The 18,398-nt window shown below is 69.2% G+C and carries 14 protein-coding genes; 8 read left to right on the forward strand and 6 right to left on the reverse strand.

Features of this window, described 5'->3' with window-relative positions:
• The first annotated feature begins 223 nt into the window (after positions 1-223).
• From ACNFIA_RS30810 to ACNFIA_RS30830, 5 genes are all read left to right on the forward strand, one after another.
• A complete protein-coding gene (locus tag ACNFIA_RS30810) occupies positions 224-2,122 on the forward strand; it encodes a sigma-54-dependent Fis family transcriptional regulator (RefSeq protein ID WP_416790852.1) in 1,899 nt (632 codons plus the stop codon).
• Positions 2,122-3,849 (forward strand): ABC transporter ATP-binding protein, encoded by a 1,728-nt coding sequence (locus ACNFIA_RS30815; protein WP_416790853.1) that lies wholly within the window; start codon positions 2,122-2,124, stop codon positions 3,847-3,849. The genes ACNFIA_RS30810 and ACNFIA_RS30815 overlap by 1 nt, the downstream gene beginning before the upstream one ends.
• A complete protein-coding gene (locus tag ACNFIA_RS30820) occupies positions 3,839-4,510 on the forward strand; it encodes a S8 family serine peptidase (RefSeq protein ID WP_416790854.1) in 672 nt (223 codons plus the stop codon). The genes ACNFIA_RS30815 and ACNFIA_RS30820 overlap by 11 nt, the downstream gene beginning before the upstream one ends.
• 178 nt (positions 4,511-4,688) lie before the next feature.
• Positions 4,689-6,020 (forward strand): NAD(P)/FAD-dependent oxidoreductase, encoded by a 1,332-nt coding sequence (locus ACNFIA_RS30825; RefSeq protein WP_416790855.1) that lies wholly within the window; start codon positions 4,689-4,691, stop codon positions 6,018-6,020.
• 182 nt (positions 6,021-6,202) lie between these two features.
• Positions 6,203-6,730 carry a DUF3828 domain-containing protein gene (locus tag ACNFIA_RS30830; protein WP_416790856.1) on the forward strand — a complete coding sequence of 176 codons (528 nt, stop codon included), beginning with the start codon at positions 6,203-6,205 and terminating at the stop codon, positions 6,728-6,730.
• Between the two features lie 354 nt (positions 6,731-7,084).
• On the opposite strand, the gene ACNFIA_RS30835 is transcribed toward ACNFIA_RS30830, so the two are convergent.
• Positions 7,085-8,470, reverse strand: coding sequence for an NAD-dependent succinate-semialdehyde dehydrogenase (locus ACNFIA_RS30835; protein ID WP_416790857.1), 1,386 nt, complete (start codon positions 8,468-8,470; stop codon positions 7,085-7,087).
• A gap of 143 nt (positions 8,471-8,613) precedes the next feature.
• Here ACNFIA_RS30835 and ptrR point away from each other — a divergent pair, with 143 nt between their 5' ends.
• A complete protein-coding gene (gene ptrR / locus ACNFIA_RS30840; protein ID WP_259754312.1) occupies positions 8,614-9,492 on the forward strand; it encodes a putrescine utilization regulator PtrR in 879 nt (292 codons plus the stop codon).
• Between the two features lie 3 nt (positions 9,493-9,495).
• Here the strand turns inward: ptrR and ACNFIA_RS30845 are convergent, their stop codons facing one another.
• Genes ACNFIA_RS30845 through ACNFIA_RS30855 form a run of 3 tightly spaced genes read right to left on the reverse strand, consistent with a single transcriptional unit; the run spans position 9,496 to position 13,080 of the window.
• A complete protein-coding gene (locus ACNFIA_RS30845; protein WP_416790884.1) occupies positions 9,496-10,392 on the reverse strand; it encodes an FAD:protein FMN transferase in 897 nt (298 codons plus the stop codon).
• Between the two features lie 40 nt (positions 10,393-10,432).
• Positions 10,433-12,595, reverse strand: a complete 2,163-nt coding sequence (locus ACNFIA_RS30850; protein WP_416790859.1) for a PepSY domain-containing protein — start codon at positions 12,593-12,595, stop codon at positions 10,433-10,435.
• Between the two features lie 14 nt (positions 12,596-12,609).
• The gene (locus ACNFIA_RS30855; protein WP_416790860.1) at positions 12,610-13,080 is read right to left on the reverse strand and encodes a DUF2271 domain-containing protein; all 471 of its coding nucleotides are present in this window, start codon (positions 13,078-13,080) and stop codon (positions 12,610-12,612) included.
• A 311-nt stretch (positions 13,081-13,391) separates the two neighbouring features.
• On the opposite strand from ACNFIA_RS30855, the gene ACNFIA_RS30860 reads away from it, so the two are divergent.
• Positions 13,392-14,306 carry a hypothetical protein gene (locus tag ACNFIA_RS30860; protein WP_416790861.1) on the forward strand — a complete coding sequence of 305 codons (915 nt, stop codon included), beginning with the start codon at positions 13,392-13,394 and terminating at the stop codon, positions 14,304-14,306.
• Between the two features lie 169 nt (positions 14,307-14,475).
• Here ACNFIA_RS30860 and ACNFIA_RS30865 read toward each other — a convergent pair whose 3' ends face one another.
• Entirely contained in the window at positions 14,476-16,023 is a 1,548-nt protein-coding gene (locus ACNFIA_RS30865) for a nucleobase:cation symporter-2 family protein (protein WP_259754318.1), read from the reverse strand.
• Between the two features lie 378 nt (positions 16,024-16,401).
• Here ACNFIA_RS30865 and ACNFIA_RS30870 point away from each other — a divergent pair, with 378 nt between their 5' ends.
• The gene (locus ACNFIA_RS30870) at positions 16,402-17,307 is read left to right on the forward strand and encodes a LysR substrate-binding domain-containing protein (RefSeq protein WP_416790862.1); all 906 of its coding nucleotides are present in this window, start codon (positions 16,402-16,404) and stop codon (positions 17,305-17,307) included.
• Positions 17,308-17,438: 131 nt separating this feature from the next.
• On the opposite strand, the gene ACNFIA_RS30875 is transcribed toward ACNFIA_RS30870, so the two are convergent.
• Positions 17,439-18,347, reverse strand: a complete 909-nt coding sequence (locus ACNFIA_RS30875) for an MBL fold metallo-hydrolase (RefSeq protein WP_416790863.1) — start codon at positions 18,345-18,347, stop codon at positions 17,439-17,441.
• Positions 18,348-18,398 lie beyond the last annotated feature (51 nt).

Raw genomic sequence — 18,398 nt, forward strand, 5'->3', positions numbered from 1 at the left:
GTCGTTTACCTTTACGTTAACGTAAACCTGCCTTGGGTCACTGTCAACACACGCAATCGGCAACGGCGAATGCGTCGTGGCGCGAGAATTGCCTCTCGTCATGAGTAAGACTTTCCTACGCTGAGCTTCCCCTTTACGGACGCTGTCCGCGGGTGTACACAGCCCTGACCAGCCTGCGAGTTCCGTGCGCCTGAAAGCGGCGCGGAACCTACCGGAGCGATGCATGACGACAAGAACAATAAGCGGCGACCTGCTGCGCGAAGCCCACCTGGCCCGCGAGCGCCTGCAACAGGAAGGCGAAGTCCCCAGCGGCGTGCTCCGCGAGGAAATCGATGCCTCCTGGCGGCGCAGCCTCGGCCACGGCCTGGACTGCTCCGGCGGCACCGAGCACGGCCTCGACACGCGGGTCAAACCCGACGTGCTGCTGGCCGGCAACCGCCTGCTGCTCGACGCCGCCACCCCCGAGCTCGACTACCTGCAACAGCGCCAGGGGCACGACGGCGTGATCATCCTGGCCAACGCCGACGCCACCATCCTGTCCGTCGAGGGCGCACGCGAGCGCATGCAGAGCAAGGGCCTGGCCGACATCGTCCAGGGCGCCTGCTGGAGCGAAGCCTCGCGCGGTACCAACGCCCTGGGCACCGCGCTGGTGGAAAAGCGCGCCACGCAGATCGATTGCGGCGAACACTTCCTCGATCGCCTGAGCCGTTTCTCCTGCACCTCGGTACCCATCGAAGGGCCGCAGGGTACGCTGCTCGGCGTGCTCGACATGACCCGCGAAGGGCCGCTCTCCGGCCCGCGCGAAAGCCTCTCGCTGCTCAGCCTCGCGGTGTTCCAGATCGAGGCGCGGCTGTTCGCCGTCAGCCATCCGGGGCAGGTGGTGATCGCCTTCCATTACCGCCGCCAGTACCTCGATTCCGCCTGGCAGGGCCTGCTCGCGCTGAGCCTGGACGGCAAGGTGCTGGCCGTCAGCGGCCAGGCTTGCCAACTGCTCGGCGCCCACCGTGAAAGCCTCGTGGGCCGGCGCAGTGAAGATCTCCTCGGGGTGCGCGGCGAGCAACTGCTCGGCCGCCTCTACCAGGGCGGCGTCGGCAGCCTGCAGACGCCCAAGGGCGAGCTGTTCTACAAGACCCTGCAGGCGCCGCTGCGCAGCCACGCGGTGCCGGTCAGCGCCCGCGCCGCGCGCCCGGCCGCCGGGCCCGAACTCGAAGCCCTCGCCGGCAACCACCCGCGCTACGCCCGCGCCCTGCGCATGGCGCGCCAGGGCCTGGTGAACGAGCTGCCCGTGCTGCTGCTGGGCGAAACCGGCAGCGGCAAGGAAGTGGTCGCCCGTGCCTTGCACCAGGCCAGCGCGCGCAGCGACAAACCCTTCGTCGCGGTGAACTGCGCGGCGATTCCCGAAGGCCTGATCGAATCCGAACTGTTCGGCTACCGTGACGGCGCCTTCACCGGCTCGCGGCGCGGCGGCATGGTCGGCCGTCTGCAACAGGCCCACGGCGGCACGCTGTTCCTCGACGAGATCGGCGACATGCCGCTGGCCCTGCAAGCGCGCCTGCTGCGCGTGCTGCAGGAGCGCAAGGTGGCGCCGCTGGGGGCCGGCGAGGAGCAGGACATCGACGTCGCGCTGATCTGCGCCACCCACCGCGACCTCAAGCGCCTGGTGGAGGAAAAGCACTTCCGCGAAGACCTCTACTACCGCGTCAACGGCATCAGCGTGAAGCTGCCGGCGCTGCGCGAGCGTGACGACCTCGCCGAACTCGCCGGCGGCCTGCTGGCCCGCCTGGGCGCGCCGAAGGTGAAACTCTCCGCCGAGTTGCTCGGCCTGCTGCGCGAGTACCACTGGCCGGGCAACATCCGCCAGCTGGAGATGGTCCTGCGCACGGCGTTGGCCATGCGTGAGGAGGGCGAGGAAGAACTGGGCCTGGATCACCTGCCCGACAGCACCCTGGACGAACTCGCCGCCGGCGAGCGCCCGCAGAGCGGCAGCATCCGCGAGAACGAGCTGGAGCTGATCCGCCAGGCGCTGGAACGCCACCAGGGCAATGTCTCCGCCGCCGCCGACGCGCTGGGCATCAGCCGCGCCACGCTGTACCGCAAGCTCAAGCAACTCAAGGTGGGCTGATGTTCTTCACCCGCCTGATCGAGAGCGACGATCCGCAGGCGCTCAAGGCCTCGCTGCGCTGGCTGTATGGCTTCGTGCGGCCGCACCAGGCGGCCATCGCCGGGCTGCTCGGCCTGTCGTTCTGCGCCTCGCTCCTGGTGCTGGCGCAGCCCTGGCTGACCAAGCTGTTGATCGACGACGGCCTGCTGGCGAAGGACTTCCCGGTGCTGGTGATGGTGGCCGGCGCCATGATCGTCGTCGGCCTGGTCGGCACGGCGTTGTCCGGCCTCAACCGCTACCTGCACACGCGCCTGTCCGGGCGCATCCTGTTCGCCCTGCGCGACGCGCTGTACCGCCACTTGCAGACGCTCTCGCCGAGCTTCTTCGGCCGCCGCCGCATCGGCGACCTGATGTCCCGGCTCGACGGCGACGTCGCCGAGATCCAGCGCTTCGCCGTGGACTCGCTGTTCTCCGCCGTGTCCAGCGTGATCGGGCTGATCGGCGCGCTGGTGCTGCTGCTCACCCTGTCGTGGAAGCTTTCGCTGCTGGTGGCGCTGCTGATTCCGCTGGACGTGCTCTGGCTGCGCTGGATGCGGCGCAAGGTGGAGCGCGAGGCGCGCGGCCTGCGCGAGCGCTCGGCGGACCTCTCGTCGTTCTTCGTCGAGACGCTGCCGGCCATGAAGTTCATCCAGTCCGCCGGCCAGCAATCCCGCGAAGCCGGGCGCCTGGAAGGGCTGGGGCAGGGCTACCTGGGCCAGCTGCTGCGCCTGCAACTCACCGAATTCTTCACCCAGGCCGTGCCCGGCACGCTGATGTCGCTGTCGCGCGCCTGTGCCTTCCTGGTCGGCGGCTACTGGGTGGTGCAGGGCACCTGGCAGCTGGGTTCGCTGATCGCCTTTTCCACCTACCTGGGCATGGCCATCGGGCCGGTGCAGAGCCTGCTGGGCCTGTACGTCGCGCTGCAACGCATGACCGTCAGCCTGGGCCGGGTGATGGAGTTGCGCGGCGAGGAAGCCGCCATCGTTTCCCCCGCCGCGCCACGGCCGATGCCGTCGGTGGGCGAACTGCGCCTGGAGAATCTGCACTACGCCTGGCCGGGCCGCGCGCAAGCGGTCCTGCAGGACGTGCAGGCGGTGATTCCCGCCGGCCTCAAGGTCGCGCTGAGCGGCCCATCCGGCGTCGGCAAGAGCACCCTGATCGACCTGCTGCAACGCTTCTATGACCCGGACCACGGCCGCATCCTGCTGGACGACGTGGACCTGCGCGACCTCGACCTGCACGCGCTGCGCCGGCGCGTGGCGGTGGTCAGCCAGGACATCGTGCTGTTCCGCGGCAGCCTGGCCGACAACCTGGCCTACAGTGCGCCGGAGTCGAGCCGCGAGGCCATCGACCGGGCCGCCCGCGCTGCGCAGCTCGACGGCCTGATCGCCAGCCTCCCCGAAGGCCTCGACAGCCCGCTGGGCGAGCGCGGCCAGCAGTTGTCCGGCGGGCAGAAGCAACGCATCGCCATTGCCCGCGCGCTGCTGCAGGACCCGCTGATCCTGGTGCTGGACGAAGCCACCTCGCAGGTGGATGAAAGCACCGAGCGCGGGGTGATCGCCGCCATCGACCGGTTGTTCGCCGGGCGCACGCGCCTGCTGATCAGCCACCGCCCCTCGACCCTGGCCGCCGCCGAGCTGCACCTGGAATTGCAGGACGGGCAGCTGCGTGTGCGCGAGACCCAGCCGGTGCGGCAGCATGAGGCCTGACGTGCGGGTGGGGGTGGTCGATAGCGGTTTCGCCGATTCCCAGTCGGCGAGCGTCAGCGGTGCGCGGCGATTTTTTCTCACGGACGACGGCCACGCGGACGACGCGCCTGTGGCAGACGCCCTTGGCCACGGCAGCGCCGTCTGCGCCGCCATTCTTGCCCATGCGCCCGGCGCGCGGCTGTGCGTCGCCCAGGTGTTCGATCAGCGCGGCGTCACCAGCCCATTGCAGATCGCCGCGGCGCTGCACTGGCTGGGCGAGCAGGGCGTGCGGGTGATCAACCTGAGCCTGGGCGTGCGCCAGGACCGGCCAATCCTGCGCGAGGCAGTGGCGGAACTGATCGAGGCCGGCGTGCTGCTCTGCGCGTCCAGCCCGGCGCGGGGCGAGCCGGTGTTTCCGGCGAGCTACCCGGGCGTTGTCCGGGTGACCGGCGATGCCCGCTGCGGCGCGGGCGAGTGGTCCTGGCTGGACAGCCCGCAGGCGGATTTCGGTGCGGCGGTGAAGGTGGCCGGGCGTTCCGGCGCGAGCCTGGGGTGCGCGGCGTTCACTGGGCATCTGGCGGCGTTGCTCGCGGAGCGGCCGGAGCTGTCGAATGTGCAGCTCGTCGAGGTGATGCGCGAGCGGGCGGTGTATCGGGGGATTGAGCGGAGGGTGGGGCCATGAGTGGAGGTCGAATCCGTTCCCCTCACCCCAACCCTCTCCCAGAGGGAGAGGGGGCCGTCCTCAGTAAGCATTCAGGTTTTGGGCTCTCCTTTAAGGATCGGCGTGCGCAGAAGTCTCCCAGCGCACCGAACAGTCCCCTCTCCCTCTGGGAGAGGGCTAGGGTGAGGGGTGCCGGAGCATGAGTGACCTCCCCATCCTGATCCTTGGCGCCGGCCCCGCTGGAGCGGCCGTCGCCCTCGGCCTGCGCCGCCTGGGTCACCCCGTCACCGTGATCAGCGAATGGCGCCGCTTCGCCGCCGTGGAGGGCGTTTCCCAGCGTGTGCTCGAAGGCCTGCGCCATGCTGGCCTCACGCACGCGCTGAGCTTCGCCGCACCACCCTCGCAACGGCGCGTGCACTGGAATGGCGTGGAAAGCGCGCAGAACATCGAATACCTCCTCGACCGTCCCCGCTTCGATGCCGGGCTGCGCGAGGACCTCAGGCAAGCCGGTGCCGAGCTGATCGAAGCCCAGGTGCTGGCCGTGGCAGAAGACGGCCCCGGCTGGCGGGTGACGCTCGACGGCGGCCGGGCAGTGCAGGGCGCCTTTCTCGTCGAAGCCCGGGGCCGCCAGGCGCCGCTGAGCCAGAAGGGAAACAGGGCCCGGCGCGGGCCGGAAACCTTGAGTCTGCTCAACCGCTGGCAAGGCGAGCCCGGCCCGCTGGCGACGGCGGTGGAAAGCCTGCCCGACGGCTGGGCGTGGATGGCGCGGCAGGACGATGGGCGCTGCTACTGGCAGCTCACCCTGGACGTCGCCAGCAGCCACCTGCCGCCCCGTGAGCAACTGCTCGATTACTGCCGCGAGCGGCGCGCCACCTCGCCACTGGCCCGGCAGTTCTTCGGTGACGTGGCAGAGCGCGAACTGGACCTGCACGCCCGCAGCAGCACGGCGATCCTCTGCCTGGAAGCCTGCGGCGACCGCTGGATCCGCGTGGGCGATGCGGCCATGGCGGTGGACCCGCTGTCCGGCAACGGCATCTTCCAGTCGCTGTCGTCGGCCTTGCAGGCGCCGCTGGTGATCAACACGCTGTTGCGCGCACCGGAGCGGGCGGCATTGGCCCGGCGCTTCCACCAGCAGCGGGTGGAGCAGCTGTTCCTGCGCTTCGCCCGTGTCGGCCGCGACTTCTACGCCAGCGAAACCCAGTGGGCCGACCAGCCGTTCTGGCAGGCCCGCCGCGCCTGGCCGGACGCGCAGCCGAGCCACATGCCGGCGGATTTTGCCAGCCTGCGCATCGAGCGCGCCCCGGTACTCAACGGCGAGTTCGTCGATGAGGCGGAGGTGGTGGTCAGCGCGGACCAGCCGCTGGGCATCTGGCACCTCGACGGCCTGGAGCTGGCGCCATGGCTGCGGCGGCTGCGCGCGGAGCCGGAGGCGCAGGTGCTGGCGGATTTGCCGCCCGAGCGCCGCCGGGCGTTTCAGGGGTGGTTGCTTGCTCAGGGCTACCGCCCCGGCCACGATCGCAGGGCCCCGTAGGGCGCCGCATGGAGGCTCCCCGCAAGCTCCACCCATCCTACCCGGACGTTCGCCAGTAGCGCTCGCGGCCTCTGGCGGGCCATGCCCGCGATCGCGCCCACGGTGCGCTCCGACAATGGAATCGATCACGGTTTGGCGGATGGCACCGGGCCATAATGTGCGGCTATTCGATGGAGAATCCCATGGCCTTCCTGCGATCCGTCTTTGCCCTGTCGCTGATCCTGCTGACGCTCTTCGATACCTCGCTCGCGGCGTCGACGCCGGCGGCCGATACGGCGAGCGCGGAGCGTTTCCTGCGGCAGGTGTACGCCAGCTATTCGCACGACGGGCCGGGCGTGCCGAACCCGGCGCTGAAGGAGGAGGACGTCTACGACGCCTCGCTGCTCGCGCTGATGAAGGCTGACCAGGACGCCGCCGATGGCGAAGTCGGCTACCTCAACGGCGACCCGGTGTGCGATTGCCAGGACTGGGGCGACCTGCGCCTCCAGACGCTGACCTTTGCCGCGGCCGACGGCGACCGGCTCACCGCCAGCGTGACGCTCAAGGACGAGGTGACGGGCGAGGGCAAGCAGCTCGACCTGCTGTTGCACCACACGGCCCACGGCTGGCGCGTCGAGGACTTCATCAACGCCGAGGGCAGCCTGGCGCAGAACCTGCGCAAGAGCACCCAGGACCTGCTGCAGTTCAAGCAGGATGCGGCCAAACCCTGACGTCGTCCGGCGTGGTTCGCGAGCAAGCTCGCTCCTACAAGGGGCGCCATCGCTGTTCGTAGGAGCGAGCTTGCTCGCGAACCGCACTCCGTGAAGACCGCCTACATCGCACCGGAAACCCTCGCGCACCGATGCTTGTGTAGGAGCGCGCCATGCGCGCGATCGCGGGCATGGCCCGCTCCCACAGGGGAGGCCTATCGCACGCCGATGATCGACTACCCACAAGCGTAGGAGCGGACGCTGTCCGCGATAAGGCCCGCATCGAGCCGGAGACCATCGCGGACGAAGTCCGCTCCTACAAAAACAAAAGCCCCCGCCGCGAACGGCAGGGGCTTTTTCGTATCGCCAGTCGGCTTACTTGCGGTCGATCCACACGGTCTGCGGGTTGGTGAACTCGCGCAGGCCGAAGTGCGACAGCTCGCGACCGAAGCCGCTCTTCTTCACGCCGCCGATCGGTACGCGCGGGTCGGAGGCGGAGAAGCCGTTGATGAACACGCCACCGCTGACCAGGCGACGGGCCATGTGCTGGGCCTTCGCCTTGTCGGCGGTCCAGATCGCGCCGGAGAGGCCGAACTCGCTGTCGTTGGCCAGCTCCAGGGCATGCTCGGCGTCGCGGGCGACGATCAGCGAGGCAACGGGGCCGAAGATTTCCTTCTTGAAGGCGGTGTTGCCCGGCTTCACGTCGGCCAGCACGGTCGGCGCGTAGTAGTTGCCTTCGCCCTCGAGCTTGTGGCCGCCCAGCAGCAGGGTGGCGCCGTCGGCGATGGCCTGCTGGACCTGGCCGTGCAGTTCGTCGCGCAGGTCGAAGCGGGCCATCGGGCCGACGAAGGTGTCGTCCGCCAGCGGGTCGCCGATCTTCAGCGCCTTGACGGCGGCCAGCAGCTTCTCGGTGAAGGCCGGGGCGATGGATTCCTCGAGGATCATGCGCTTGGCGGCGATGCACACCTGGCCGCAGTTGCCGAAGCGGCTGGCGACGGCGGCTTTCACCGCGGCGTCGAGGTCGGCGTCGGCGAGCACGATGAAGGCATCGGAGCCGCCCAGCTCGAGCACGCATTTCTTCAGTGCGGCACCGGCCTGGGAGGCGATGGCGGCGCCCGCGCCGACGCTGCCGGTCACGGCGATGGAGGCGATACGGTCATCGGCGATGGCCTTGGAAACCAGCGGCGGCTCGACGTTCAGCACCTCGAACACGCCTTCGGGCAGGCCGGCCTGCAGCCAGGCGTCGCGCAGCTGATAGGCGCAGCCCATGACGTTCGGCGCGTGCTTGAGCACGTAGGTGTTGCCGCCCAGGATGATGCTCACCGCGCCGCGCATGACCTGCCAGGTGGGGAAGTTCCACGGCATTACGGCCAGCACCGGGCCCAGCGGCAGATAGGAGATGTACGCGCCTTCGATGCTGGTCTTCTCGTCTTCGAGCATGGCCGGGCCGTTGTCGGCGTACCACTCGCAGAGGTTGGCGCACTTGTTGATCTCGCCACGGGCCTGGGTGACCGGCATGCCCATTTCCTGGGCTTCCATGCGGGCCATGGGTTCGACGTTGGCACGCAGGACCTCGGCCATCTTGCGCAGCACGGCGACACGTTCGGCGATGCTGGTTTCGCGCCACTGGCGGAACGCGGCATCGGTGCGGGCCAGCGAGGCTTCCAGCTGGGCGGCGTCTTCGAAGGTGTAGCGGGCCAGTTCCTGGCCGGTGGCGGGGCTGCGGGAGATGGCAGCGGGGATGGCGGCGATCTGGTTCATGGTGAGTCCTGCTTGTTCTGGATGAGGGGCAAGGCCGGTCGTTCGTCCGGGCATGGTGGCTCCGGGATGACGCAGAAATTAAGATGCGCATTCATTCATGTAAAATGAATAATCAAGAAAGAGTCTTTCTCTTGGAGAGAATCATGGACCTCACCCAGCTGGAAATCGTCCGCGCTGTCGCCCACGAAGGCAGCATCACCGCTGCCGCGGCCCGTCTACACCGCGTGCCGTCGAACCTGACCACGCGCATCAAGCAGCTGGAAGCGGAGCTGGGCACCGAGCTGTTCATCCGGGAAAAGCTGCGCCTCCGTCTGTCGCCTACCGGGCGCAGCTTCCTCGACTACGTCGAACGCATCCTCGACCTGGTGGACGAGGCACGGCAGGTGGCGGTGGGCGCGGAGCCCCACGGCAGTTTTTCCCTGGGCTCGATGGAGAGCACGGCGGCGGTGCGCATCCCGGAGATGCTGGCGCGCTACCACCAGCAATGCCCGAAGGTGCAACTGGACCTCTCCACGGGGCCGTCGGGGGAGATGATCGACGGCGTGTTGTCGGGGCGTTTCATCGCCGCCTTCGCCGACGGCCCGGCCAACCATCCGCAGCTGGACGGCAAGCCGGTGTACCGCGAGGAACTGGTGCTGATGAGCGCCCAGCACCATGCGCCGGTGCATGACGCGCGGGACGTGGCCGGGGAGACGGTGTTCGCCTTCCGCGATACCTGCTCCTACCGCAAGCGCCTGGAGGGCTGGTTCGCCGAGCACCGCGTGGTGCCGGGCAAGATCATGGAGATGGAGTCCTACCACGGCATGCTCGCCTGCATCGCGGCGGGCGGCGGTGTGGCGATCATCCCGCGGGCAATGTTCGACAGCCTGGCCGGCGGGCGCAACGTGGCGATCCACCGCCTGGCGCCCCAGCATGCCGACGCCACCACCTGGCTGTTCTGGCGACGCGGCACCGATACGCCGGCGCTGCGGGCGTTCATCGGGCTGCTCGACGAGCCGCTGATCGAGGCCGAGGTGGCCTGAGGCTCAGCGTCCCTCGATCCACAGTTGGCGCACGCCGTTGCCTTCGCGCAGCAGGAACAGCGCGCCCAGGCCACGCTCGCGCGCCAGCTGCGCGCCGCGCTCGGGGCCCAGCACCATCAGCGCGGTGGCCCAGGCGTCGGCGAGCATGCAGCTGCGCGCCAGCACCGACACCGAGGCCAGGCCGTTGTCCAGCGGCGCGCCGCGCAGCGGGTCCATGGTGTGGGCGTAGCGCGTGCCGTCCTGCTCGCGGAAGTGCCGGTAGTCGCCGGAGGTGGCCAGCCCGCCGTCGCCCATCTGCAGCACGCCGAGCGCCTCGCGCCTGCCCGGCTGCGGGCGTTCGATGGCCACCGTCCAGCACTGGTTGCCGGGTTTGCAGCCGCGTGCGCGGTACTCGCCGTCGATGCTCACCAGGTAATCGTGAATGCCGCGGTCCTCCAGGCAGCGCGCCATTTGATCGACACCAAAGCCCTTGGCGATGCCGGACAGGTCCAGTTGTACCGGCTGGCGTTTGCGCACACGGGCGCCGGCGAAGTCGAACTCCAGCGCCGCGCTGGCGCTGATCCGCGGCGATGGGGGCAGCGCGTCCCTCCCGGCCGCCCCGGCGCAACGCCGTGGTGGGCCGAATCCCCAGGCCGTCACCAGGTCGCCCACCGCGATATCGAAGGCGCCGCCTGACTCGATCTCCACCTGGATGGCGGTCTGCAGCACCCACAGCAGCTCGGCCGGCAGGCTGACCCAGGTGCCCGCTGCGCTGGCGTTCAGGCGCGACAGGTCGGAGTCGTCCCGCCAGTTCGACATCTGCGCGTCGACGCGTGCCACCGCGTCTTGCAGGGCGTGCGCGAGGGCTGCCTCGTCGAGGGTCGCGCGGCTGTAGAACAGCGCGCAGTAGCGGCTGCCCATGGTCGGGCCGTTGAAGCGGTAGCGCTGGGCGCTGACGGGGTCAGAACAGGTCTTCACGGTAGCGGCCTCCGGCACGCAGTTGTTCCACGCTCAGCGCCAGCGGGCCGAGCAGTTCGTCGAAGGCGCGGCGCACGCCCTGGGCCATGTCGCGCCCGCCGCAGACCAGCACCTGGGCGCCGGCCGCGATGAGTGGGCGCAGCTCGCCCGCATCCGCGCGCAGGCGGTCCTGCACGTAGCCCGGCTGCGGGCCGGCGGAATACACCGTGCGCAGGTCGCTCAGGCGGCCATCGGCGCGGGCCTGATCGAGGTCGCGCTGGAACGGCACGCCGGCTTGCGCGACGCGCCCACCCCAGTAGAGGTAGAGCGGCCGCTGCGGGCGGTTGTGGCGGGTGAAGCCGGCCAGCGGGCCGATCCCGCTGCCGGCGCCGACCAGGATCAGCGGGGCATCGCCCGGCTGTGGCTGGAAGTCGCGGTGCGGCTGCAGCGTCGCGTCGAGGGTGTCGCCGGGTTGCAGGCCGTGCAGGTAGGTGGAGCAGAGGCCGCCGGCGCGCAGGCGCACGCAGATGTCCAGCAGGCCGTCGCGACTGTCGCTGGCGATGGAGTACTGGCGGGGCGTGGCGGCGCCGGGCGGGTAGATCGCCAGCAGGTCGCCGGCCTGGTAGTGCGGCACCTGGCCGAGCGGGGCGAAGCGCAGCACCGCCAGTGGCACATCGCCGGGCGCCGCGTGCAGCTGGCGCTCGACCAGCGTGAAGCGCGACTCCGGGCGCGGCAGGCCCACGTCGCCTGCCACCAGCGGCAAGCCCAGCGCCGCGCCCAGTTCGCCTGTCCAGGCGGCAAAATCCTCGGGCTGGCTGGCCTCCATGTCGCGCCGCGGCAGCAGGCGTTGCAGGCCGCGGCCGGCCAGTGCGGCGTCCACGTCCACCGCGTATTGGCAGAAGCACGGAAAGCGCCGGTCGCCGAAGCCCAGCACGGCGAAGCGCGCCGAGGCGGGGAGGTGCAGCCGGTCGAGGCGATCGAGGAAGCCCGCCGCCGATTGCGGGGCGTCGCCATCGCCGTAGGTGGCGGTCAGCACCAGCAGGGCGCGCGCCGCCGGGAAGGGGCGTGCGCCATCCTTGAGCGCGGCGCTGTGCACGCGGGCGCCTGTTGTCGCGAGCGCCGTCTGCACGGCGCTGGCGAAGGCCCAGGTGCCCTGGGTTTCGCTGCCCACCAGCAACACGTACTCGGCGCTCTCGGGATCGGCTTGCGAGGCGAACGTCGGCTGCTGGCGGCGGCGCCGCAGGAACAGCAGCACACCGGTCACGCCCAGCAGCGCTACGCCCAGGGCGGCGACGCCGAGCAGCGGGCTGGCGGCCCCCAGCAGTTCGCCGCTGTGCAGGGCGTAGATGAACTCGTAGAGGCGCTGCGCCGCGGTGTGGGGCGTGTAGCCCAGCCACTGGCCGCTGACCGGGTCGACATAGCCGTCGCCGTTGGCGGCGCGCAGGGTATAGGTGGCCTGGGTGTCGCCGGCCAGGGGGAATTCCAGTTCGCGCAGCTGGCGCAGCGGCACCTGCTGCAAGGCCGCCAGCTCGCCGGCGGGCAGCGCGGTGCCTTGCGTCACCTGTTCAGGGAAGGCGGCCTGCTGTTCCAGGTCGCTGGCGAACCATTCGAAGTGTTCCGCCGACAGGTAGGCGCCGCTCAGGCCCAGCAGCAAGGCCACCGGCAGCACCGCGCGGCCGACCTGGTTGTGCCAGCGCGAGGCGCGCCCGCCGCGCACCGGGGCTGCCAGCTTGCGCCAGCCACCCTGGCGGCGGGCGAGCAGGGCCAGCCCGGAAAGGCCCAGCAGGAGCATCCCCAGCGCACCGCCGCCGGCGAGGGCGTGGCCCGTCTCGCCCAGCAGCAGCGAGCGGTGCAGGTCGCGGGCGAGGCGGTAGATGGCGGGCGGCTCATAGCTGCCGAGCACCGCGCCATCCCGGGGCGACACCCGCAGCGCACCCTGTTCGCCATAGGCGATCAGCAGGCCGGAGGCGTGCCGTTCCAGGCGCTCCACGCCGGGCACCGAATGGCTCACCTGCTCGGCGAGCTGCGCCACGGTTCGCGACGGTTCGGCCCCGGCGGTGACCCGCTCGGCCAGCGGCTGGGTGGACAGCAGCGCGCCGCTGCCGGCCAGCACCAGCAGCAGGGCGGTCAGCAAGATGCCGGGCCAGGCGTGCAGACGACGAAGCATGGCGGCCTCCTGAATCACATCTGGTAGCGGAAGTTCGCGACGTAGCCGCTGCCGGCGTTGTCCTGGCCGGCGCCGTCCCGGGTCAGCGGTACCTTCACTTCGGCGCGGTTGGAGCGTTTGTCTTCCACGGCGCTGTCGATGCGGATCTGGTAGCCGGCGTCGATCAGGCTGTCGGCCACCTCCACCGAGACCTGCAGGTGCTCGCCGCTGCCGACGCTGGCGCCGCTCAGGCCGTCGAACTCGGCGGCCCGCAGGCCGCTGCCGCGCGCCCAGTCGCCCAGGTGCTTGTAGTACTTGGCCTTCGGCCCGGCGACCCACAGGGTGCGCTGGTACTGGCCCTGGGCGTCGGTCAGGTAGATGGCCAGGTAGGCGTTGTTGCCGCTGTAGTCGGTGAGGGTGGTGTCGAGGGTGAGTTCGCGGGCCTGGGCGAGGGCCGGGCCGGCCACGGCGCCAGCGACGGCCAGGGTGATCAGGGTGGTCTTCATGATGGGCCTCCTATGGGGAGACTCGACTGTGTGCCGTTGCGCTTAAACCAAGCTGAACCGCTCTGCGGCGCGACTTCAGGTTGGTTTCAGGTTGCGCTGCTAAGGCCTGCGCTGCGCCCTGCGCGCGAGGCGGCAACGCCGTGTTGCAGGGGTGTTACGTCTCGCCGGCGCAACAGCGGAAAAATTCCCCGCGCGCCCTCTTGCAGCGCGTTGGCGCTGCGCTAACGTGTGTTTCTCCGGCCGTCGTGCGAAGGCGAAAGCGCCCTTCGCGGCAGGGTGTTTTTCCGCTGAACTTCTGCCCGGAGCGCATGATGGAGACACGCAGCAAGAGACGACGCGCCAATGCCCTGCAGGTCACCCTGATGGGCGCGGGGCTAATGTGCCTCGCCCTGGTCCTCGCGGCCGCCCTGGTGGACCTGTGGCCGCAGTCCTACCCCAAGTTCCCAGCGGCCGGCGCGGTGGGCGACCCCGGCGTGCAATGCCTGGTCGGCTGGTGCCCCGGGCCGGATGCGCGGCTGCTGGTGATGGTCATGGTCGCGGGAGCGCTGGGCAGTTTCGTCCACGTGGCGAAGTCCTTCGGCGACTTCGTCGGCAACGACCGCTTCATGGCCAGCTGGATCTGGTGGTACCTGCTCAAGCCCTGCATCGGCATGGCGCTGGCGCTGATGCTCTACCTGCTGGTGCGCGCGGTGCTCGTCGCGGTGAGCACTGGCGGCGATCCCGCCAGCATCAACCTCTATGGGCTGATGGCCATGGCCGCTCTGGTGGGGATCGCCTCCAAGCAGGGCACCGACAAGTTCGCCGAGGTACTCGACGCGCTGCTGCGCACCCGTCGCGGCGGCGACGCCCGGCGCAAGGACCCGCTGGAGAACCCCGTGGCGCTGATCAGCGAGGCGCAGCCGCCGGTGCTCGACGCTCAGTCGTTGTACGTCACCCTGCGCGGCAAGGGCTTCAGCCGTGGCGCGCGGGTGCTGGTGAATGGCGCCGAGCGCGAGACGTCGCTGGCCGACAGTTGCCGCCTGGCGTTCCAGCTGTTGCCCGAGGATGTGGCGGTCCGCGGAACGCTGGCCGTGGTGGTGGTCAACCCGCCGCCGGGCGGCGGCCCGTCCGCGTCGCTGATGCTGGAAGTGAGCGCCCCCGAACAACCGGAGCCGGCGCAGTCAGCGCCGGTGGCGATGGTGGTGGCGTCGGCGGAGGAGGACTCGGCGGTGGCGTCGCTGCACTGAGCCACGGGTGGCGTTGGCCGTTGTAGGAGCGAGCTTGCTCGCGAACCGCCGGGCGCCGGTGCTGCCGGTAGAGCCGTTCGCGAGCAAGCTCGCTCCTACCCAAAGCGGGATGTGCGCAAAATGAAAAAGGCCCCGAAAGGGGCCTTTTTCATGGACGCCGGACAGGCCGTCAGGCGCTGCTGTTCACCGTGGCGCGCTTCACCGATCGGGCGGCGGGCGCGTGGTGTTCGTCGTGCTCGTGATCGTCCACGATCACCGGCACCTCGTTGCCCTCGGCGTCGAACAGCTTGCCGTTCTGGAAGTAGTCGCCCTCGTTCAGCGCGGCGATGTCGCGGTAGCGCAGGGTGCGCTCCTCGGCGGCGACGAATACCGATTGCTGGTCCGAGTTGCCGGTCTTCAAGTGGTTGAACAGCAGGTTCAGGCCGATGGCCATGATCGCCGCCGAGCTGATGCCGGAATGGAAGATGGTGGCGAACCAGCTGGGGAAGTGCTCGTAGAAGCTCGGCGCGGCGATCGGGATCATGCCGAAGCCGATGGACGTGGCGACGATGATCAGGTTCATGTTGTTGCGGTAGTCCACTTTGGACAGCGTGCGGATACCACTGGCCGCCACGGTGCCGAACAGCACCACGCCGGCGCCGCCGAGCACCGAGGAGGGCACCGCGGCGATCACCCGGCCCATCACCGGCAGCAGGCCGAGGGTCACCAGGATCAGGCCGCCGGTGGCCACCACGTAGCGGCTCTTCACGCCGGTCACGGCCACCAGGCCGACGTTCTGGGCGAAGGCGCTCTGGGTGAAGGAGCCGAAGATCGGCGCGAGAATGCTCGATGCCATGTCCGCGCGCAGGCCGTTGCCCAGGCGCTTGGAATCGACCTTGGTGCCGATGATCTCACCCACCGCGAGGATGTCCGCCGAGGTTTCCACCAGGGTCACCATGATCACGATCAGCATCGACAGGATCGCGGCGATGTGGAAGGTCGGCATGCCGAAGTGGAAGATCGCCGGGAAGGCCACCATCGGGCCTTCGGCCACGCGGGAGAAGTCGGTCATGCCCAGCGCGGCGGCGATCAGCGTGCCGATCACCATCGCCAGCAGGATCGACAGGCGCGAGATGGAGGCGCTGCCCAGCTTGCTCAGCAGCAGGACGATCACCAGTGTCAGGGCGGCCAGGCCGATGTTGGCCATGCTGCCGAAATCCGGCGCCTTGGGGTTGCCGCCCATGGCCCAGCGCGCCGCCACCGGCATCAGCGTGAGGCCGATGGTGGTGATGACGATGCCGGTGACCAGCGGCGGGAAGAACTTGGTGATGCGCGAGAATACCGGGGTGATCAGCAGGCCGATGAACGACGCCGCCATCACGGCGCCGAGCACGGCGTTGAGGCCGCCGCCCTCGTAGCCGCCGCCGAGGATGGCGATCATGGTGGCGACACCGGCGAAGGATACGCCCTGCACCAGTGGCATCTGCGAGCCGAAGAAGGGAATGCCGAGGGTCTGCAGCAGGGTGGCGAGGCCGCCGGCGAACAGCGAGGCGGCGATCAGCAGGCCGATCTCGCTGCCGGAGAGGCCGGCCGCCTGGCCGAGGATCAGGGGCACGGCGACGATCCCGCCGTACATGGTCAGAACGTGTTGCAGGCCGTACGCCAGGTTGGCGCCGATTCCGAGGTTCTCGTCTTCCGGGCGTGCTCCGGCGGACGCTACAGCTGAACGATCATTCATGGCTGAGGACTCGCTTGTTTTTGTTGTGCGGCCACTGTAGACAAACTACGTGGGAGATTTCCACTGTTTTGTATACATGTTTCTGTCCGATGGTCCGGAATCTGACCGGTCGGTTATGTGCTTTTTCTGGCCTGAAGGCTCTGCAATCGGCGTTCTGCATGAAATCCTGACCCGGCGTGCGCTGCACGAAATGTGTGCACAGGTGAATCCAAAAGCACCAGCAGGTTGCGTGCAAGGCGCGATAAGGGGCTTTGCAACAGCCTGTACACAGCCCGTCGCAAATTGCGGGCCAGCGAAGCATCGGGCAGGTCTTTCTCCCCGGCGCAGGCTAGTGCTGCTATAACCGTCCGCCTTGGTCTTTGCGGATTTCGAGAAGAGATGGCCCTCCCACCGCTGCACAGTTTCAAGGTGTTCGAAAGCGTGGCCCGCCTGGGCAGCCTGGCGGCGGCCGCCGTCGAACTGCACGTCACCACCGGCGCGGTCAGCCAGCAGGTGAAGGCGCTGCAGGCCAGCCTGGGCGTGGAACTGTTCGAGAAGCGCGGCCGCCAGTTGGTGCTGACCGACAGCGGCCGTGAGCTGCAGAAGCGCGTGGCGAGCGCCATGGGCGAGATCACCGGGGCCGTCCAGGCGCTGCAGGCGGGACGCCGGCAGGACGAGGACCGGGTGGACATCTGCCTGTCGATCCCGCCGGCCGAAGGCGTCGAGTGGCTGGCCCGGCCGCTGCTGCGCTTCATGGAGCAGTCGCGGTCGGTGCGGGTGAGCGTGATCACCGCGCCGGGCATGCCCCAGGTGGACTGGCGCCGCGCCGATGTGGCGGTGATCTACGGTAATCCGCCATGGCCGGGTGTCTGGTGGCGCCTGCTGCATGGCATCCGCATGACACCGGTGTGCAGTCCGCAATACCTGCGCGGGCCGCTGGCCATCGTCGAGGCCACCGACCTGGCGCGGCACCGGCTGCTGCACGAGGACGACGGCAGCCAGTGGCAGCAATGGCTGGCGGAGGCTGGGTACAGTCGGGGCGGCGCCGAGGACATCCATTTCGAGGATTTCGGCATGGTCCTGCAGGCGGCGCGCGACGGTTTCGGCGTGGCGCTCAGCGATGAGGCGGTGTCACGGCGCGACCTCGACGAAGGCCGGCTGGTACGCCCGTTGCCGATCTCCGTGGCGGCGGTGCACAACTACTACGTCGTCTGCCCCGAGGTGAAACGCGAACGCCCGGAGGTCCGGGCGTTCATCGAGTGGTTGCTGTCGATAGGCGAGCAGGGGGCGACGGGCTCGGCATGAGCCTGTAGGAGCGAGCTTGCTCGCGAACCAGAATCAACCTGGCGCGCCAGTGCAGAACGATCGGCCGTTGTTCGCGAGCACGCTCGCTCCTGCAAGGATCTAGTGACTCCGTGCCAGGCGTCGGCGTGGCCTCAGTATCCATACCCCCGACCGTCCGTGAACTGGATGTCGGTGAGAATGCTGATGTTCTTCTCCACCTTGTACAGCGCCGAGCTCCTGATCAGCTCCGGGTCGCTGAAGGCTTCGCCCTTGGCGCGGCCGGCCTGGATCTGCTGCATCTTGTCGCGCACCGCGACGACATCGGCGTAGGTCATGGCCGGCACCTTGCCCGGGTCTTCGTCCGCGTGGGCGCCATAGAGGGTGGTCTGCGGATTGATCACCTTCAGCGTGGAATCCAGCGAAGCCACGTAGTCCGCGAGGTTCCCCGCCAGCAGCCAGGACGGGTAGAGGTGGTCGCCGGAGAGCAGGATGTTGTGGGCCTCATCGAACAGCGCGACTTCGTCCGGCGTGTGGCCGGGCATGCTCAGCAGGCGCAGCTTGAGGCCGCCCAGGTCGATCACCTCGTCGGGCTTCACCAGGCGCGAGACTCGGAAGGGCGCCAGGGTCATATGGTCGATGCTGCCCAGGTGGACCGGCTCGGGCACCTGGTAGAGGCCGTCGGCGCGGCGGAATTTTGCCGTGAAGGGGGTATCGAGCAGGTAGATGCTCTGGAAGTTGTGCAGCCCGCCGAGGTGGTCGAAGTGCAGGTGCGAGGGCAGTACCGACAGCGGCTTGTCGGTGATCCGGCGGGCGACCTGTGTGATGTCTTCCGTCTGGTTGGCGCCGGAATCGAACATCAGCGCCTGATGCGAGCCCACCAGCAGGTACGAATAGTTCTTCTGGTAGTAGTTCGGCTCGCCGATGGCGTAGAGGAAATCCGTGAGCTTGTGGACCACGAAGGCCGGCTTTTCAGCCGTGGAGGCTTCGGCGGCGGTCACCGCGATGGGCGCGCCGAGGAGGGTAGTGGAAGCCACGGCCAGGGCTTTGATCAGCATGCGCATGGGGCGCGAACCTCGTTCTCGTTGTTGTCGGGGGCGGGTTTTCCGCCGGTC

Origin of the sequence: Pseudomonas sp. NY15437 (assembly GCF_048068435.1) — a bacterium.
GTDB classification, from domain to species: Bacteria; Pseudomonadota; Gammaproteobacteria; order Pseudomonadales; family Pseudomonadaceae; genus Pseudomonas; species Pseudomonas nitroreducens_B.

Bases quoted from the DNA above. Each gene is read 5' to 3' on its own strand.
- ACNFIA_RS30810 (WP_416790852.1), top strand. From the start codon at position 224: ATGACGACAAGAACAATAAGCGGCGACCTGCTGCGCGAAGCCCACCTG.
- ACNFIA_RS30815 (WP_416790853.1), top strand. From the start codon at position 2,122: ATGTTCTTCACCCGCCTGATCGAGAGCGACGATCCGCAGGCGCTCAAG.
- ACNFIA_RS30820 (WP_416790854.1), top strand. From the start codon at position 3,839: ATGAGGCCTGACGTGCGGGTGGGGGTGGTCGATAGCGGTTTCGCCGAT.
- ACNFIA_RS30825 (WP_416790855.1), top strand. From the start codon at position 4,689: ATGAGTGACCTCCCCATCCTGATCCTTGGCGCCGGCCCCGCTGGAGCG.
- ACNFIA_RS30830 (WP_416790856.1), top strand. From the start codon at position 6,203: ATGGCCTTCCTGCGATCCGTCTTTGCCCTGTCGCTGATCCTGCTGACG.
- ACNFIA_RS30835 (WP_416790857.1), bottom strand. From the start codon at position 8,470: ATGAACCAGATCGCCGCCATCCCCGCTGCCATCTCCCGCAGCCCCGCC.
- ptrR (WP_259754312.1), top strand. From the start codon at position 8,614: ATGGACCTCACCCAGCTGGAAATCGTCCGCGCTGTCGCCCACGAAGGC.
- ACNFIA_RS30845 (WP_416790884.1), bottom strand. From the start codon at position 10,392: ATGGGCAGCCGCTACTGCGCGCTGTTCTACAGCCGCGCGACCCTCGAC.
- ACNFIA_RS30850 (WP_416790859.1), bottom strand. From the start codon at position 12,595: ATGCTTCGTCGTCTGCACGCCTGGCCCGGCATCTTGCTGACCGCCCTG.
- ACNFIA_RS30855 (WP_416790860.1), bottom strand. From the start codon at position 13,080: ATGAAGACCACCCTGATCACCCTGGCCGTCGCTGGCGCCGTGGCCGGC.
- ACNFIA_RS30860 (WP_416790861.1), top strand. From the start codon at position 13,392: ATGGAGACACGCAGCAAGAGACGACGCGCCAATGCCCTGCAGGTCACC.
- ACNFIA_RS30865 (WP_259754318.1), bottom strand. From the start codon at position 16,023: ATGAATGATCGTTCAGCTGTAGCGTCCGCCGGAGCACGCCCGGAAGAC.
- ACNFIA_RS30870 (WP_416790862.1), top strand. From the start codon at position 16,402: ATGGCCCTCCCACCGCTGCACAGTTTCAAGGTGTTCGAAAGCGTGGCC.
- ACNFIA_RS30875 (WP_416790863.1), bottom strand. From the start codon at position 18,347: ATGCGCATGCTGATCAAAGCCCTGGCCGTGGCTTCCACTACCCTCCTC.